The organism is Pseudomonas sp. Marseille-P9899, from assembly GCF_903166565.1.
Classification (GTDB): domain Bacteria; phylum Pseudomonadota; class Gammaproteobacteria; order Pseudomonadales; family Pseudomonadaceae; genus Aquipseudomonas; species Aquipseudomonas huaxiensis.
Genome location: NZ_CAESCG010000006.1, coordinates 337421 through 354954, shown reverse-complemented (window position 1 = coordinate 354954; position 17534 = coordinate 337421). Strand labels below are relative to the sequence as shown.

At 58.5% G+C, this 17534-nt stretch carries 12 protein-coding genes, 2 tRNA genes and 3 rRNA genes; 10 read left to right on the top strand and 7 right to left on the bottom strand.

What is annotated here, in order from left to right; genetic code table 11:
* Nucleotides 1-111 precede the first annotated feature (111 nt).
* The gene (locus HWV67_RS25935; RefSeq protein ID WP_175653322.1) at nucleotides 112-1125 is read right to left on the bottom strand and encodes a zinc-binding alcohol dehydrogenase family protein; all 1014 of its coding nucleotides are present in this window, start codon (nucleotides 1123-1125) and stop codon (nucleotides 112-114) included.
* Between the two features lie 111 nt (nucleotides 1126-1236).
* Between HWV67_RS25935 and HWV67_RS25930 the strand changes: the two genes are divergently transcribed.
* Together HWV67_RS25930 and HWV67_RS25925 are read left to right on the top strand one after the other, a co-directional pair.
* Nucleotides 1237-2157, top strand: coding sequence for a LysR family transcriptional regulator (locus tag HWV67_RS25930; RefSeq protein WP_175653321.1), 921 nt, complete (start codon nucleotides 1237-1239; stop codon nucleotides 2155-2157).
* A 453-nt stretch (nucleotides 2158-2610) separates the two neighbouring features.
* Nucleotides 2611-3336, top strand: coding sequence for an ArsR/SmtB family transcription factor (locus tag HWV67_RS25925; protein WP_095156084.1), 726 nt, complete (start codon nucleotides 2611-2613; stop codon nucleotides 3334-3336).
* 45 nt (nucleotides 3337-3381) lie between these two features.
* Here HWV67_RS25925 and HWV67_RS25920 read toward each other — a convergent pair whose 3' ends face one another.
* The 3 genes from HWV67_RS25920 to HWV67_RS25910 form a co-directional block, all read right to left on the bottom strand.
* A complete protein-coding gene (locus HWV67_RS25920) occupies nucleotides 3382-4335 on the bottom strand; it encodes an adenosine deaminase (RefSeq protein WP_110971323.1) in 954 nt (317 codons plus the stop codon).
* 150 nt (nucleotides 4336-4485) lie between these two features.
* Nucleotides 4486-5169, bottom strand: coding sequence for an SDR family oxidoreductase (locus tag HWV67_RS25915; RefSeq protein WP_175653320.1), 684 nt, complete (start codon nucleotides 5167-5169; stop codon nucleotides 4486-4488).
* A complete protein-coding gene (locus HWV67_RS25910; RefSeq protein ID WP_095156087.1) occupies nucleotides 5166-5549 on the bottom strand; it encodes a MerR family transcriptional regulator in 384 nt (127 codons plus the stop codon). Before HWV67_RS25910 ends, HWV67_RS25915 begins: the two co-directional genes overlap by 4 nt.
* Nucleotides 5550-5632: 83 nt before the next feature.
* Here HWV67_RS25910 and HWV67_RS25905 point away from each other — a divergent pair, with 83 nt between their 5' ends.
* Nucleotides 5633-6070, top strand: a complete 438-nt coding sequence (locus tag HWV67_RS25905; protein ID WP_175653319.1) for a hypothetical protein — start codon at nucleotides 5633-5635, stop codon at nucleotides 6068-6070.
* Nucleotides 6071-6347: 277 nt separating this feature from the next.
* Here HWV67_RS25905 and HWV67_RS25900 read toward each other — a convergent pair whose 3' ends face one another.
* The 3 genes from HWV67_RS25900 to HWV67_RS25890 all read right to left on the bottom strand — a co-directional run bounded on the left by HWV67_RS25900 (nucleotide 6348) and on the right by HWV67_RS25890 (nucleotide 8619).
* Complete coding sequence (locus HWV67_RS25900; protein ID WP_175653318.1) at nucleotides 6348-6932, bottom strand: IMPACT family protein; 585 nt, start codon at nucleotides 6930-6932, stop codon at nucleotides 6348-6350.
* A 9-nt stretch (nucleotides 6933-6941) separates the two neighbouring features.
* A complete protein-coding gene (locus tag HWV67_RS25895; RefSeq protein ID WP_095156090.1) occupies nucleotides 6942-7601 on the bottom strand; it encodes a TetR/AcrR family transcriptional regulator in 660 nt (219 codons plus the stop codon).
* A gap of 100 nt (nucleotides 7602-7701) precedes the next feature.
* Complete coding sequence (locus HWV67_RS25890) at nucleotides 7702-8619, bottom strand: LysR family transcriptional regulator (protein ID WP_095156091.1); 918 nt, start codon at nucleotides 8617-8619, stop codon at nucleotides 7702-7704.
* Nucleotides 8620-8745: 126 nt separating this feature from the next.
* On the opposite strand from HWV67_RS25890, the gene HWV67_RS25885 reads away from it, so the two are divergent.
* From HWV67_RS25885 to rrf, 7 genes are all read left to right on the top strand, one after another.
* Nucleotides 8746-10092 carry an aspartate aminotransferase family protein gene (locus HWV67_RS25885; protein WP_175653317.1) on the top strand — a complete coding sequence of 449 codons (1347 nt, stop codon included), beginning with the start codon at nucleotides 8746-8748 and terminating at the stop codon, nucleotides 10090-10092.
* Between the two features lie 61 nt (nucleotides 10093-10153).
* Entirely contained in the window at nucleotides 10154-11647 is a 1494-nt protein-coding gene (locus HWV67_RS25880; protein WP_110971318.1) for a CoA-acylating methylmalonate-semialdehyde dehydrogenase, read from the top strand.
* A 582-nt stretch (nucleotides 11648-12229) separates the two neighbouring features.
* Nucleotides 12230-13766 (top strand): 16S ribosomal RNA (locus HWV67_RS25875).
* A gap of 84 nt (nucleotides 13767-13850) precedes the next feature.
* Nucleotides 13851-13927, top strand: a tRNA-Ile gene (locus HWV67_RS25870).
* Nucleotides 13928-13933: 6 nt separating this feature from the next.
* Nucleotides 13934-14009 (top strand) — tRNA-Ala (locus tag HWV67_RS25865).
* A 227-nt stretch (nucleotides 14010-14236) separates the two neighbouring features.
* Nucleotides 14237-17126, top strand: a 23S ribosomal RNA gene (locus HWV67_RS25860).
* Between the two features lie 146 nt (nucleotides 17127-17272).
* Nucleotides 17273-17388: ribosomal RNA gene (gene rrf, locus HWV67_RS25855) — 5S ribosomal RNA — on the top strand.
* The 16S, 23S and 5S rRNA genes sit together here with 2 tRNA genes alongside, the layout of an rRNA operon.
* Nucleotides 17389-17534: the final 146 nt, after the last annotated feature.

Genomic DNA, 17534 nt, shown 5'->3' with positions numbered 1-17534 from the left:
GCGGCATACCTCCGGTTGGCAAAGGCTGCCGCATTGTAGACGCCGCTTTTGCGAGCGCGGCATGACCTGGAGCAAGCTGCGGACTGACGGTCATGCCGTACGTCGGATGCCTCAGAACCCTTCGAGGACGATCTTGCCCTTGGCGCTGCCGCTTTCCAGCAACGCGTGGGCGCGGCGCAGGTTGGCGGCGTTGATCTGGCCAAAATGCTCGCCGAGCGTGGTCTTCAGGGTGCCGGCGTCGACCAGTTCGGCCACCCGGTTGAGCAGCTTGTGCTGTTCCAGCATGTCCGGGGTTTCGAACAACGAACGCGTGTACATGAACTCCCAGTGCAGCGACAGGCTCTTGCGTTTGAGCTTGGTCACGTCCAGTTGCTTCGGATCGTCGATCAGCGCCAGCTTGCCTTGCGGCGCCAAGGCTTCGACCAATTGATCGAGGTGTTCATCGGTCTGCGTCAGGCTGGCGACATGGGTGACCTGATCGATCCCTTGCGCCTTCAACTCTGCGGCCAGTGGCTGGCGATGGTCGACCACATGGTCGGCGCCCAGCTCGCGCACCCACTGTTGGGTTTGCTCGCGCGAAGCACTGCCGATTACCCGCAGGCCGGTGAGCTGGCTGGCCAGTTGGGTAAGAATCGAACCGACACCACCGGCGGCGCCAACGATCAGCAGGCTCTGGCCCAGGTCCTGTTTGCCTTCGGCGACCTGCAGGCGGTCGAACAGCAGTTCCCAGGCGGTAATCGCGGTGAGAGGCAGAGCTGCGGCTTCGGCGAAACTCAGGGTTTTCGGCATGTGGCCAACGATGCGTTCGTCCACCACATGCAGCTCGCTGTTGCCGCCGGCACGGGCGATGGAGCCGGCGTAGTAAACCTTGTCGCCGGGCTGGAACAGGCTGACGTCACTGCCCACCGCCTTGACCACCCCGGCGACATCCCAACCCAGCACCTTGGCCGCGCCCCCTTCTGGCTGGGCGTTGCGGCGCACCTTGGTATCCACCGGGTTGACCGAGATTGCCCGGACCTCCACCAGCAAGTCGCGCGGGCCGGGTTCGGGGGCCGGCAGTTCGATGTCCTGCAGGGCGGCGGCGTCTTCGATTGGCAGCGACTGGTAATAGGCAACGGCTTTCATCAGGGGATTCCTCGTGAGCGGGATGCTGGCCATCATTGACCCTTTCGTTTCCGGTTAAAAGCCGCTAAAACCGCAGAAACTTTCAAAATAATTTTGAAAATGGAGGCCGCCTTGCTGCGCTTCGATGACTTGCAGTTATTTGTCAGCGCTGCCGAACACGGCAGCCTGTCGGCGGCGGCGCGGCTGCTCGACCTGTCGCCGGCGGTGGCCAGCGCGGCGCTCAAGCGTCTGGAGGCGCAACTCGGCGCCCGCCTGCTGGCCCGTTCGACCCGCAGCCTGCGCCTGACCGCCGAGGGCGAGGGCTTTCTCGCGCACGCCCGTGCAGCCCTGGCCAGTCTCGATGAAGGACGGCGCCTGCTGGCCCGCGAACAGGATGAAATCAGCGGGGTGTTGCAGCTATCGGCGCCCTCGGACTTTGGCCGCAACGTGCTGCTGCCCTGGCTGGACGAACTGCAACGCGCCCATCCGCTGCTCAACGTGCGGCTGTTGCTGGGCGACCGCAACGCCGACCTGTTCCGCCAGCCGGTGGATATCGCCCTGCGCTACGGCACGCCGGAGGATTCCAGCCTGGTCGCAGTGCCGCTGTGCCTGGACAACCGCCGTGTGCTCTGCGCCGCGCCGGACTATCTTGCGCAACATGGCGAGCCGCGCAGCATCGCCCAACTGAGCGAACACAACTGCCTGCTCTATCAACTGGGCAACGGTGTGCATGATCACTGGCGGTTCCAGTTGCAGGGCCGCGAGGAAAGCGTGCTGGTCCGCGGCGACCGTTTCTGTGACGACGCGGATGTCGTGCGGCGCTGGGCCGTGGCGGGTGTCGGGATCGCCTACAAATCCTGGCTGGATGTGGCCGCCGATGTGCGTGCCGGTCGCCTGCGAGTGTTGCTGGGGCACTATCGCGGCGAGTCCACGCCGCTGAACCTGCTGTGCACTCACCGGGCGCAGTTGAGCAAGCCGGTACAGCGCTTGAGCGCCCTGCTCAAGGAGCGCTGCCGGTTGTTGCTGGATGAGTTGAAAACAGAGGCAGGTTAATCATTCATTTTCATGTCCGACATACACTGCGCATATGTATGAAGGAAGTTATTACTTTGAATGTAGGTAAAGTAACTATTCAATTTGCCTTGATAACTTTCCTGTCATCCGCGATGCCATGAATACATAGGCACTTGCGCCTCAAAAATGGCCGTTGTCCCGCAGAACACCTAGCGTCGGGCTTTCACCCAGGGTTGCGAAAGCATGGGCAGTTTGTCGCAAAAGGCGGCGCTTACACCGGAATAAGCAGGCTTATACTGGACCGGGCAATTGCCATCATCGGGATAATGTTTCCAGGTTGAAGCAAGGGCGGGATGCCCTTTCCCCATGAACTTCTACCTCGAGTAAGTACCGTACCGGTTTCCTGGTATCGGCGGTCGGGCCATTGTCTGCCCGGCTTGAAGATGGGAGGAGCCCGCATTCGCCAATGACAACTACGCAGGGAGTGGACAGATGCAACCGATAGCCAGTATCAGCCAGATCGCCAGTTTGATGGCCGATCCCAAACGCAGTGCAATGCTCTGGGCACTTATTGATGGAATGGCGCGTCCCCTGGAGGAACTGGCCACCCTGGCCGGGCTGACACCTTCTTCGGCGTGCGCGCATCTGGCCCGGCTGTCGGCCGGGGGGCTGCTCAAGCGTGAAGCTCGCGGGCGCAAGCGCTACTTCCGGCTGGCCGCACCGGAAATCGGCACTGCCGTGGAAGCACTGGCAAGCGTGACCATCCGCGACTTCGAGCGGCCGGCGACATCACGCGAGCAGGCTCCGGTGACGGTGCCGCTGGCAATGCGTCGGGCACGGCTGTGTTGGGATCACCTGGGCGGCGAGGTGGCGGCGGATCTGCTGCAGCGCCTGCTGGACGCACAGTGGGTGCAACAGGCCGAGCAGCAACTGGAAATTACCCTGCACGGCCGCGTTCATTTCGCTCGCCAGGGCATCTTCATCGACGCACTGGCCCCACGCGATGGTCGCCTGTGCAGCCTCTGCAACTGCTGCAGCGAGGTCCACGACCGACGCTCGCACCTAGGCGGCGCGCTGGGCAGCAGCCTCATGAAGTTGTTCGTTCAGTCGGGTTGGGTGCGGATCAGCGATGAATCCAGGGTGGTGCAGTTGACCCCCGGTGGACTGCGCGGCATCCAGCAAATCGCCCGCATGCCGGCGCCGCTGTCGATGGGCTGAACACGACGCCCGGCGAGAAGGTCGCCGAGCGTTTGTTCAGACGTTTCAGGCTTTGACGAGACGGGCGTCCAGACTGTTCTGGGCGAGGCGACGGGCCTGGTCTTCGGTCATGCCGAGATGGGTGTGCAGGGCGTGGAAGTTCTCGGTGACATAGCCGCCGAAGTACGCTGGGTCGTCCGAGTTCACCGTGACCTTCACGCCGCGTTCGAGCATGTCGAGGATGTTGTGCTGGCTCATGTGGTCGAACACGCAGAGCTTGGTGTTGGACAGTGGGCACACGGTCAGCGGGATCTGCTCGTCGATGATGCGCTGCATCAGACGCTCGTCCTCGATGGCGCGCACGCCGTGGTCGATACGCTCGATCTTCAACAGGTCCAGCGCTTCCCAGATGTACTCGGGCGGACCTTCTTCGCCGGCGTGGGCGACAGTCAGGAAGCCTTCGCTACGGGCACGGTCGAAGACGCGCTTGAACTTGCTCGGTGGATGACCTTTCTCCGAGCTGTCGAGGCCCACGGCAATGAAGGCATCGCGAAACGGCAGGGCCTGGTCGAGGGTCTTCTGGGCTTCTTCTTCGCTCAGGTGGCGTAGGAAGCTAAGGATCAGCCCGCTGCCGATGCCCAGTTGCTCGCGGCCGTCCTTGAGTGCACGGGCGATACCGTCCAGGACCACTTCGAAGGGAATGCCACGGTCGGTGTGGGTCTGCGGGTCGAAGAACGGCTCGGTATGGATGACGTTCTGAGCCTTGCAGCGTTGCAGGTAGGCCCAGGTCAGGTCATAGAAGTCCTGCTCGGTGCGCAACACGTCGGCGCCCTGGTAGTACAGGTCGAGGAATTCTTGCAGGTTGTTGAAGGCATAAGCCGCGCGCAGGGCTTCGACATCATTCCAGGGCAGGGCGATCTTGTTGCGCTCAGCCAGGGCGAACAGCAACTCGGGCTCCAGCGATCCTTCCAGGTGCAGGTGCAATTCTGCCTTGGGCAGCGCGTTAAGCCAGTCGTACATGGTCAATTCTCATCAGGTGCAATCGGCGCATTCTACAGAGGTTGTCGGACCGGGGCGGTGAAACCTGACCGGCTGGTTGAACTATAGCTGCGCCGTGACACCTGCCCGGGCCGTTTCACTTTGCGTGGAACGGCCCCTTCGCAGGAGAAATCACCAGACCAGCGATTCGCCCTTGTAGTTGATGTAATGCACGCCGCCCTTGCCGGCGTAAGCGTTGACTTGCTCGACCATGCCGCGGGTGCTGGTGAGCACGTCGATGTCGGCGCCGTCGCCGCCCATGTCGGTCTTGACCCAGCCCGGGTGCATGGCCAGCACGCTCAGGCCGGTTTCGCCCAGGCGCACGACGAAGCTGTTGATCATCGAGTTCAGTGCGGCCTTGCTGGCTTTGTACAGGGCCAGGTCTGGAGCGTCGGGAATGCTGATGCTGCCGAGGATAGAACTCATGAACGCGATAACGCCGCTTCCACGCACTTGCCCGGCAAAGCGCTGGGCCACGCGGATCGGTGCCACGCTGTTGGTCAGGAACAGTTCTCCGATCTCGTTCAGTTGTGCGACTTCGGCGTTTTGATTGTCCGGCCCTTTAACCCCTGCGTTGACGAACAGCAGGTCAAACGCCTGGCCATCGAGACGCTTTTGCAGAGCGTCGAGCTGGGTGGTGCTGTTCATTTCCAGGGTTTCCACCTGAATGCCTGGCAATGCCGCCAGTGCACTGGCCTTGGCCGGGTCGCGCACGGTTGCGACGACCTTCCAGCCGTCTTCGCTCAAGCGTTCAGCCAGGCCGAGGCCCAGACCACGGGAGGCGCCGATGATCAGGGCGGTTTTCAGGTTAGTCATGCGAGAGCTCCTTTCAATGAGGGGGACGCCGTCAGGCGCAAGGGACAGCGTTGCTGCAGCCGTTCACGCAACTCCTGGCGCAACTGATCAAGGGCCTCTATCCGGGCTTCGACCAGTGCCAGCTTGTCTTCGATAAAGCGCGTGACCAGCGCTTCCGGGTCTTTCGCCTGCCACAACTCGGCGACGTTCTGGCTGATTTCGCCAAGGCTGAAACCGAGCTTCTGCGCGGTCTTGATCAGCAGCACCAGTTGCACGGTTTCTGCCGGGTAATTGCGGTAGCCATTGGCACTGCGATGGGCGCGGATCAGGCCGCGCTCCTCGTAGAACCGCAACGTGTCGCGGCTGACGGAACAGGTCTGGGCCAGTTCTCCGATACGCACAATTGTTTCCTGAGGAAGGGTTGACCCTGGAGCATACTCCAGGCTTTAGCCTGCTGCCTTTACTTTCCAGCAAGGAGCGGCACATGTGGAGTCAGAGCGGTTATCGGGGTCTGGTCAGGGCCAGTGGCTGGTACGACCTGTTGGTCACGGCGGCATTCGTAACGCCCTGGAGCCTGGCGCTGTTGCACGGCGCGTTGAGCCAGTTGAGCGCCGGTTGGGGATTGGCGGGAGAACTGCCGCCCTTCGCCCCGATGCACGTGTTGATGGCCAACCTGATGGGCTCGATTGTCTGCGTCTGGTCTGTGCTGCGTATTCGCGATCCACAGGTGCAATTCGGTCGCTATGACGCCGCGGGCCGATTGCTGTTCGCCAGTTGGCAAGCGTATGCGCTGATGCAGGGCGCGAGCGAATTGATCTGGGGGATTCTGGTGTTGGAGTTGGCCTGGGCGGCGCTGCAGTTGTGGCCAGTACGCGCTGTGGACAACTCGTCTGATCAAAAAACGATCAACTGCTCCGCGTGACGGCCAGGCAAGCGATTGGCGCAGGCGTGCACGGTTTATCCACAACTTGCTCCACAGTATTTGTGTGCAACACCGCGTGAGGTATCCCGGCCCGGATTCGTTGCTTTCCAACGCTGATAACCGGACTTAAGCGGCTGATTTTTGGACGAATAAGCGGTTGTCATCAGATTGTGATCAAAATCTGATCGTTTCCCTGCAGGCCTTGCTGGGCAAGGCCTGTAGAGGAGTGCGCAGAGGTTATCCACAACCGGGCCCACAGCAGATGTGGGCAAATCGCTCAGCAGGGCTCGAGCAGGATTCGGCCACGGCTGAGGTCCGCCAACTGGCGTTGCACGGTATCGATCTGCGCTGCGCCAAGGGCGAGGCGGACATCGACGCCATTTGAGGTGAACTCCTCGCCCAGCACCACGCCATCGGCTTCGCTCACCCGCAGCTTGAGCAGCGCCAATTCGCTGAACGAGCAACTGCACTTGAGCTCCGCCCGACTGACCAGCAGGCGCTTCGGCGCCTGTTGCAGGCACTTGTTGGCGCCGCCGCCGTAGGCCCGGGCCAGTCCGCCGGTGCCCAACTGAATGCCGCCGTACCAGCGGATCACCAGCACCACCACTTGATCACAGTCCTGGGCTTCGATGGCGGCGAGTATCGGCCGACCGGCAGTGCCGCCGGGTTCACCGTCGTCGCTGCTGCGGTATTGCTCGCCGATCTTCCAGGCCCAGCAGTTATGGGTCGCGGCGAGGTCGCTGTTCTGCTCGATGAACGCCTGGGCGTCGCCAGGCGTGCTGATGGGCGCGGCCAAGGTAATGAAGCGGCTCTTGCGAATCTCTTCGCGGTATTCGCAAGTGTCCAGCAGGGTAGAAGGCATAAGCGGGTGTCAGTTCGGCGGCGTCAGGCCACAGCCTTTAAGGATGATGTGGATAAGATTGTTGCCGGCTTCTTCCATGTCTTGCTTGGTCAGGCGGCTGCGGCCGGTGACCTGGCAGATCTGGGTGGCGAAGTCGGCGTAGTGCTGGGTGCTGCTCCAGAGCAGGAAGATCAGGTGAACCGGGTCGACCCGGTCCATCTTGCCGGCATCGATCCAGCCTTGGAACACCGCAGCCCTGCCTTTGAACCATTCGCGGTAGTCCTGGCTGAAGTAGTCGCTCAGGCACTGGCCGCCGCTGATGATCTCCATGGCGAAGATCCGCGAGGCCTGCGGGTTGCGGCGCGAGAATTCCATCTTGGCGCGGATGTACTGGGCGAGGGACTCGGCCGGGTCGTCATCGACGCTCAGGGCGTTGAAGGTGCTGTCCCACAACTCGATGATGTTGCTCAGCACCGCGATGTACAGCCCCAACTTGTTGGTGAAGTAGTAGTGCAGGTTGGCTTTGGGCAGCCCGGCGTTCTGGGCGATGGTGTTCATGCTGGTGCCTTTGAAGCCGTGCCGTGCGAATTCGTCCTCGGCGGCCTGGATGATGGCTTGCTCGTTCTTCTGGCGAATTCGCCCGGCGGGCTTGGCGGCCAAGGGGCGGTGGGCGGGCACTTCGAGGGTCATGGGCGATTCCGGCAAGAGCTGGGAAATAGAGGCACCTGCACTGATACCCCAGCCGCAGCGGACAGACAAGCGCGAAGCGGCAGAATATCGCAAATGCGTCTCATCGTGTCGCAGCCAGACTCTCCAAGAAGCTCTCCAGCACCAGATGCGGGCGCCTCCCTTTGCGTGTTACCCAGGCCAGGCTCAGGTCGTAAAAACGCTCGCTGGGTTTGAGTGCACGCAGGCGGCCCTGCTGAACCCAGAAGGTGGCGTAGTGATCCGGCAGGTAGCCGATGTAGCGCCCGGTGAGGATCAGAAACGCCATGCCTTCGCGGTCAGACGCGCTGGCCGTGCAGTGGAGTGCCTGGTAGTGCTCCTGGATTTCCGCAGGAAGCCGGAAGGTCGGGGCGATGGCGTCCTGGCTGTTGAGGCGCTGGTCGTCCAGTTGGCGGTCGTCGGCATAGAACAGTGGGTGGCCCACTGCGCAATAAAGCAGAGACCGTTCGCTGTACAGCGGCTGGTATTCGAGCCCGGACAGCGGGCTGGCCTGCGGCACCACGCCGACATGCAGGCTGCCGTCGAGCACGCCTTGTTCGACCTGGCTCGGCGGGATCATGCGGATGCGGATGCGCACGTCCGGGCCGCGGTCCTTCAACTGGGCGAGGGCATGAGTGATGCGCATGTGCGGCATGGTCACCAGATTGTCGGTCAGGCCGATGTTCAACTCGCCGCGCAGGTGCTGGTGCAGGCCGTTGACCTCGGTGCGGAAACTCTCCAGTGCGCTGAGCAACTGCAGCGCCGACTGATAGACCTCCCGACCTTCCTCGGTCAGCGAGAAACCGGCACGCCCGCGCTGACAAAGGCGCAGCCCGAGGCGCTGTTCCAGATCGCCCATCTGCTGGCTGATCGCCGAGCGCCCGATCCCAAGCACGTTCTCCGCCGCAGAGAAGCCGCCACATTCAACAACGCTGCGGAAAATCTTCAGCAGCCGGATGTCGAAATCACTGACTTGGGAAAGCGGCTCCGGGCGACGACTCATAGTTTAGTGTCCAGTGAACTGAGGATTAGAAAAGTACAGTTTTCCGGTCTTTATAGCCGTGACAACGTATCGGCAACACAACGCTTTCTTCGAATGCTGTTCAATCCGCCTTGCGAGGTCTTGACGATGAACCTGCCTGAAACCGCTCCCGCCGGTCTGGCTAGCCAGCTGAAGCTGGATGCGCACTGGATGCCTTACACCGCAAACCGTAATTTCCAGCGCGATCCGCGCCTGATCGTCGCCGCCGAAGGCAACTATCTGGTCGATGACAAAGGCCGCAAGATTTTCGACGCACTGTCGGGCCTGTGGACCTGCGGCGCCGGTCACACCCGCAAGGAAATCCAGGAAGCCGTTTCTCGTCAGCTGGGCGTGCTGGACTATTCGCCAGCGTTCCAGTTCGGTCATCCGCTGTCGTTCCAGTTGGCCGAGAAGATCACCGACCTGACGCCTGGCAACCTCAATCACGTCTTCTATACCAACTCCGGCTCCGAGTGCTGTGACACTGCGGTGAAGATGGTCCGTGCCTACTGGCGCCTGAAAGGCCAGGCCACCAAGACCAAACTGATCGGCCGTGCCCGTGGTTACCACGGCGTGAACATCGCCGGTACTAGCCTGGGCGGTGTGAATGGCAACCGTAAACTGTTTGGCCAGTTCCTCGACGTCGACCACATTCCGCACACCGTGCTGCCGGGCAACGCCTTCAGCAAAGGCATGCCGGAAGAGGGCGGTATCGCCCTGGCCGATGAGATGCTCAAGCTGATCGAGCTGCACGATGCGTCCAACATCGCCGCGCTGATCGTCGAGCCGCTGGCTGGCTCCGCCGGCGTCCTGCCGCCGCCTAAGGGATATCTGAAACGTCTGCGGGAAATTTGCGACCAGCACAACATCCTGCTGATCTTTGACGAAGTCATCACCGGCTTCGGCCGCATGGGCGCGATGTTCGGTGCCGACGCCTTCGGCGTGACCCCGGACCTGATGTGCATCGCCAAGCAGGTCACCAACGGCGCCATCCCGATGGGCGCGGTGATCGCCAGCAGCGAGATCTACCAGACCTTCATGAATCAGCCAACGCCTGAGTACGCGGTGGAATTCCCCCACGGCTACACCTACTCGGCGCACCCAGTGGCCTGTGCGGCCGGTATCGCCGCACTGGACCTGTTGCAGAAAGAAAACCTGGTGCAGTCCGCCGCCGAACTGGCGCCGCACTTCGAGAACGTGTTGCACGGCATCAAGGGCACCAAGAACGTTATCGATATCCGCAACTACGGCCTGGCCGGCGCGATCCAGATCGGCGCGCGGGACGGCGACGCCATCGTGCGTCCTTACGAAGCGGCGATGAAGTTGTGGCAAGCCGGCTTCTATGTCCGTTACGGCGGCGACACCCTGCAGTTCGGCCCGACCTTCAATACCAAGCCACAAGAACTGGACCGCCTGTTCGACGCCGTGGGCGAAGCCCTGAACGCCATCGACTGATTTCTTCTTCCGGGGCGGGCGCGGTCTTGCGCCTGCCCGAACCCGAATTCTGGAGTTTTGCATGAGCACCGTTGCACACCTGATCAATGGCGAACTGGTTTCCCCGAACGAGCGCAGCGCCGACGTTTTCAACCCGGCCACCGGCCAGGCGATCCATAAAGTGTCGCTGGCCAGCCGCGCTACCGTGCAGCAGGCCATCGATGCAGCCAAGGCTGCGTTCCCGGCCTGGCGCAATACCCCGCCTGCCAAACGCGCCCAGGTCATGTTCCGTTTCAAGCAATTGCTGGAACAGAACGAAGCACGCATCTCCCAGCTCATCAGCGAAGAGCACGGCAAGACCCTGGAAGACGCCGCCGGTGAGCTGAAGCGCGGGATCGAGAACGTCGAGTTCGCCTGCGCCGCTCCTGAGGTGCTGAAGGGCGAGTACAGCCGCAACGTGGGTCCGAACATCGATGCCTGGTCCGACTTCCAGCCGCTGGGCGTGGTTGCCGGCATCACTCCGTTCAACTTCCCGGCCATGGTGCCGCTGTGGATGTATCCACTGGCGATCGCCTGCGGTAACACCTTTATTCTCAAGCCATCGGAGCGTGATCCGAGCTCGACCCTGCTGATCGCTCAACTGCTGCAGGAAGCCGGGCTGCCGAAGGGCGTGCTGAACGTCGTGCATGGCGACAAGGAAGCTGTGGACGCACTGATCGAAGCGCCGGAAGTTAAAGCGCTGAGTTTCGTGGGCTCGACCCCGATTGCCGAGTACATCTATTCCGAAGGCACCAAGCGCGGCAAGCGCGTCCAGGCGCTGGGCGGCGCGAAGAACCATGCGGTGCTGATGCCGGATGCGGATCTGGACAACGCGGTCAGCGCGCTGATGGGCGCGGCTTATGGTTCCTGTGGCGAGCGTTGCATGGCCATCTCCGTTGCCGTGTGCGTGGGTGACCAGGTTGCCGATGCGCTGGTGGCCAAGCTGGTTCCGCAGATCAAGGGGCTGAAGATTGGCGCTGGTACTTCCTGTGGCCTGGACATGGGGCCGCTGGTAACTGCGGCTGCGCGGGACAAGGTCGTTGGCTATATCGACGATGGCCTGGCGGCGGGTGCCGAGCTGGTGGTGGATGGTCGTGGTTATCGCGTGGCCGGTCATGAAGACGGCTACTTCGTTGGCGGTACGCTGTTCGATCGCGTCACGCCGGAAATGCGCATCTATAAAGAAGAGATCTTCGGGCCGGTGCTGTGCATCGTCCGCGTCGGCAGCCTGGAAGAGGCCATGCAACTGATCAACGATCACGAGTACGGCAACGGCACCTGCATCTTCACCCGTGATGGTGAAGCGGCGCGGCTGTTCTGCGACGAGATCGAAGTGGGCATGGTCGGCGTCAACGTGCCGCTGCCGGTGCCTGTGGCTTACCACAGCTTCGGCGGCTGGAAGCGTTCGCTGTTCGGCGACCTGCATGCGTATGGCCCGGACGGCGTGCGCTTCTACACCCGGCGCAAGGCGATCACCCAGCGCTGGCCGCAGCGTGCCAGCCATGAGGCTTCGCAGTTCGCGTTCCCGAGTCTGTAAGGCTAGCTATATAGCTATATAGAAGAAGGGAGGCCGCAAGGCCTCCCTTCTTCGCTTTTCAGCGCTTTTGACCGTGATGACAACTTTGTTGCAATAAGTGCTTGACGCCCCGTTCAATCTGTCTATAATTCGCCCCACTTCCGGCGCAGTCGGAACGGAAAACTCCTTGAGATTCAACGAGTTAGAAGTTTCAGGTGGCGTAGGAAGTGTTTCGGTCTCCACCGAAAGCGGTGAAAAAAGGCAGTTGACAGCAGGTTGTAACGCTGTAGAATTCGCCTCCCGCTGACGAGAGATCGCAGCGAGTCAAGTGTTTGAAGTTGAAAGAGAAATTCTGAAAAACTTCAAAATAAACCCTTGACAGGCTGAGAGGAAAGCGTAGAATGCGCGCCTCGGTTGAGACGAAAAGCTCTTAACCAACCGCTCTTTAACAATTGAATCAAGCAATTCGTGTGGGTGCTTGTGAATTCGGACTGATAGTCAGCAAGATTATCAGCATCACAAGTGACTATACGAGAAATCGAAATAGTTCATTTTGAGATTGCTGAGCCAAGTTTAGGGTTTTCTCAAAACCCAAGCAGTATTGAACTGAAGAGTTTGATCATGGCTCAGATTGAACGCTGGCGGCAGGCCTAACACATGCAAGTCGAGCGGATGAGAAGAGCTTGCTCTTCGATTCAGCGGCGGACGGGTGAGTAATACCTAGGAATCTGCCTGGTAGTGGGGGACAACGTTTCGAAAGGAACGCTAATACCGCATACGTCCTACGGGAGAAAGCAGGGGACCTTAGGGCCTTGCGCTATCAGATGAGCCTAGGTCGGATTAGCTAGTTGGTGAGGTAATGGCTCACCAAGGCTACGATCCGTAACTGGTCTGAGAGGATGATCAGTCACACTGGAACTGAGACACGGTCCAGACTCCTACGGGAGGCAGCAGTGGGGAATATTGGACAATGGGCGAAAGCCTGATCCAGCCATGCCGCGTGTGTGAAGAAGGTCTTCGGATTGTAAAGCACTTTAAGTTGGGAGGAAGGGCATTAACCTAATACGTTAGTGTTTTGACGTTACCGACAGAATAAGCACCGGCTAACTCTGTGCCAGCAGCCGCGGTAATACAGAGGGTGCAAGCGTTAATCGGAATTACTGGGCGTAAAGCGCGCGTAGGTGGTTCGTTAAGTTGGATGTGAAATCCCCGGGCTCAACCTGGGAACTGCATCCAAAACTGGCGAGCTAGAGTAGGGCAGAGGGTGGTGGAATTTCCTGTGTAGCGGTGAAATGCGTAGATATAGGAAGGAACACCAGTGGCGAAGGCGACCACCTGGGCTCATACTGACACTGAGGTGCGAAAGCGTGGGGAGCAAACAGGATTAGATACCCTGGTAGTCCACGCCGTAAACGATGTCAACTAGCCGTTGGAATCCTTGAGATTTTAGTGGCGCAGCTAACGCATTAAGTTGACCGCCTGGGGAGTACGGCCGCAAGGTTAAAACTCAAATGAATTGACGGGGGCCCGCACAAGCGGTGGAGCATGTGGTTTAATTCGAAGCAACGCGAAGAACCTTACCAGGCCTTGACATGCAGAGAACTTTCCAGAGATGGATTGGTGCCTTCGGGAACTCTGACACAGGTGCTGCATGGCTGTCGTCAGCTCGTGTCGTGAGATGTTGGGTTAAGTCCCGTAACGAGCGCAACCCTTGTCCTTAGTTACCAGCACGTAATGGTGGGCACTCTAAGGAGACTGCCGGTGACAAACCGGAGGAAGGTGGGGATGACGTCAAGTCATCATGGCCCTTACGGCCTGGGCTACACACGTGCTACAATGGTCGGTACAGAGGGTTGCCAAGCCGCGAGGTGGAGCTAATCTCACAAAACCGATCGTAGTCCGGATCGCAGTCTGCAACTCGACTGCGTGAAGTCGGAATCGCTAGTAATCGCGAATCAGAATGTCGCGGTGAATACGTTCCCGGGCCTTGTACACACCGCCCGTCACACCATGGGAGTGGGTTGCACCAGAAGTAGCTAGTCTAACCTTCGGGAGGACGGTTACCACGGTGTGATTCATGACTGGGGTGAAGTCGTAACAAGGTAGCCGTAGGGGAACCTGCGGCTGGATCACCTCCTTAATCGACGACATCAGCCGCTTCATAAGCTCCCACACGAATTGCTTGATTCATTGAAGAAGACGATTAGGTTAGCAACCTTCGATTGGGTCTGTAGCTCAGTTGGTTAGAGCGCACCCCTGATAAGGGTGAGGTCGGCAGTTCGAATCTGCCCAGACCCACCAATTGCTGGGGCCATAGCTCAGCTGGGAGAGCGCCTGCCTTGCACGCAGGAGGTCAGCGGTTCGATCCCGCTTGGCTCCACCACCCCCTCTTGCACCTATGTCAAAGCTTAGAAATGAATATTCGCATCGAATATTGATTTCTGAACTTTATCAGAATCGTTCTTTAAAAATTTGGGTATGTGATAGAAAGATAGACTGGACGGCACTTTCACTGGTGTTTGTTCAGGCTAAGGTAAAATTTGTGAGTTTAATCATGAATTTTCGGCGAATGTCGTCTTCACAGTATAACCAGATTGCTTGGGGTTATATGGTCAAGTGAAGAAGCGCATACGGTGGATGCCTTGGCAGTCAGAGGCGATGAAAGACGTTGTAGCCTGCGATAAGCTCCGGGGAGTCGGCAAACAGACTTTGATCCGGAGATCTCTGAATGGGGGAACCCAGCCATCATAAGATGGTTATCTTACACTGAATACATAGGTGTAAGAGGCGAACCAGGGGAACTGAAACATCTAAGTACCCTGAGGAAAAGAAATCAACCGAGATTCCCTTAGTAGTGGCGAGCGAACGGGGACTAGCCCTTAAGTTGATTTGAGATTAGTGGAAGGCTCTGGAAAGTGCCGCCATAGTGGGTGATAGCCCCGTACACGAAAATCTCTTATCAATGAAATCGAGTAGGACGGAGCACGAGAAACTTTGTCTGAATATGGGGGGACCATCCTCCAAGGCTAAATACTACTGACTGACCGATAGTGAACCAGTACCGTGAGGGAAAGGCGAAAAGAACCCCGGAGAGGGGAGTGAAATAGATCCTGAAACCGTATGCGTACAAGCAGTGGGAGCCTACTTTGTTAGGTGACTGCGTACCTTTTGTATAATGGGTCAGCGACTTATATTCAGTGGCGAGCTTAACCGAATAGGGGAGGCGTAGCGAAAGCGAGTCTTAATAGGGCGTTTAGTCGCTGGGTATAGACCCGAAACCGGGCGATCTATCCATGGGCAGGTTGAAGGTTAGGTAACACTGACTGGAGGACCGAACCGACTACCGTTGAAAAGTTAGCGGATGACCTGTGGATCGGAGTGAAAGGCTAATCAAGCTCGGAGATAGCTGGTTCTCCTCGAAAGCTATTTAGGTAGCGCCTCATGTATCACTGTAGGGGGTAGAGCACTGTTTCGGCTAGGGGGTCATCCCGACTTACCAAACCGATGCAAACTCCGAATACCTACAAGTGCCGAGCATGGGAGACACACGGCGGGTGCTAACGTCCGTCGTGAAAAGGGAAACAACCCAGACCGTCAGCTAAGGTCCCAAAGTTATGGTTAAGTGGGAAACGATGTGGGAAGGCTTAGACAGCTAGGAGGTTGGCTTAGAAGCAGCCACCCTTTAAAGAAAGCGTAATAGCTCACTAGTCGAGTCGGCCTGCGCGGAAGATGTAACGGGGCTCAAACCATACACCGAAGCTACGGGTATCACTTAGGTGATGCGGTAGAGGAGCGTTCTGTAAGCCTGTGAAGGTGAGTTGAGAAGCTTGCTGGAGGTATCAGAAGTGCGAATGCTGACATGAGTAACGACAATGGGAGTGAAAAACTCCCACGCCGAAAGACCAAGGTTTCCTGCGCAACGTTAATCGACGCAGGGTTAGTCGGTCCCTAAGGCGAGGCTGAAAAGCGTAGTCGATGGAAAACAGGTTAATATTCCTGTACTTCTAGTTATTGCGATGGAGGGACGGAGAAGGCTAGGCCAGCTTGGCGTTGGTTGTCCAAGTTTAAGGTGGTAGGCTGAGATCTTAGGTAAATCCGGGATCTTAAGGCCGAGAGCTGATGACGAGCGCTCTTAGAGCGCGAAGTGGTTGATGCCATGCTTCCAAGAAAAGCTTCTAAGCTTCAGATAACTAGGAACCGTACCCCAAACCGACACAGGTGGTTGGGTAGAGAATACCAAGGCGCTTGAGAGAACTCGGGTGAAGGAACTAGGCAAAATGGCACCGTAACTTCGGGAGAAGGTGCGCCGGCGAGGGTCAAGGACTTGCTCCGTAAGCCCATGCCGGTCGAAGATACCAGGCCGCTGCGACTGTTTATTAAAAACACAGCACTCTGCAAACACGAAAGTGGACGTATAGGGTGTGACGCCTGCCCGGTGCCGGAAGGTTAATTGATGGGGTTAGCTAACGCGAAGCTCTTGATCGAAGCCCCGGTAAACGGCGGCCGTAACTATAACGGTCCTAAGGTAGCGAAATTCCTTGTCGGGTAAGTTCCGACCTGCACGAATGGCGTAACGATGGCGGCGCTGTCTCCACCCGAGACTCAGTGAAATTGAAATCGCTGTGAAGATGCAGTGTATCCGCGGCTAGACGGAAAGACCCCGTGAACCTTTACTATAGCTTTGCACTGGACTTTGAATTTGCTTGTGTAGGATAGGTGGGAGGCTTTGAAGCGTGGACGCCAGTTCGCGTGGAGCCATCCTTGAAATACCACCCTGGCAACTTTGAGGTTCTAACTCAGGTCCGTTATCCGGATCGAGGACAGTGTATGGTGGGTAGTTTGACTGGGGCGGTCTCCTCCTAAAGAGTAACGGAGGAGTACGAAGGTGCGCTCAGACCGGTCGGAAATCGGTCGTAGAGTATAAAGGCAAAAGCGCGCTTGACTGCGAGACAGACACGTCGAGCAGGTACGAAAGTAGGTCTTAGTGATCCGGTGGTTCTGTATGGAAGGGCCATCGCTCAACGGATAAAAGGTACTCCGGGGATAACAGGCTGATACCGCCCAAGAGTTCATATCGACGGCGGTGTTTGGCACCTCGATGTCGGCTCATCACATCCTGGGGCTGAAGCCGGTCCCAAGGGTATGGCTGTTCGCCATTTCAAGTGGTACGCGAGCTGGCGTTAGAACGTCGTGAGACAGTTCGGTCCCTATCTGCCGTGGACGTTTGAGATTTGAGAGGGGCTGCTCCTAGCACGAGAGGACCGGAGTGGACGAACCTCTGGTGTTCCGGTTGTCACGCCAGTGGCATTGCCGGGTAGCTATGTTCGGAAGAGATAACCGCTGAAAGCATCTAAGCGGGAAACTTGCCTCAAGATGAGATCTCACTGGAGCCTTGAGCTCCCTGAAGGGCCGTCGAAGACTACGACGTTGATAGGTTGGGTGTGTAAGCGCTGTGAGGCGTTGAGCTAACCAATACTAATTGCCCGTGAGGCTTGACCATATAACACCCAAGCAATTTGACTGCTTCTGGAGACAGGGCACCGAATTGTGGTGGTGAAGACGAAACGCTCGAAAATTCGTGAACCCACAAAACATCACATACCCGATTTGCACGGACGTCGAAAGGCGGACGAGCACACAGAATTTCTTGACGACCATAGAGCATTGGAACCACCTGATCCCATCCCGAACTCAGCAGTGAAACGATGCATCGCCGATGGTAGTGTGGAGCTTCTCCATGTGAGAGTAGGTCATCGTCAAGATTAAATTCCGAAACCCCTATCTGCGTATGCAGGTAGGGGTTTTGTCTTTTCGCGTCCGAAAATAACGGTCTCACTTTCACGGATTCAGCCTTGTCGTTCGACGCAGGCGCCGTGCTATGTTCCTCTCCTTTCTCGACTGCCACAGG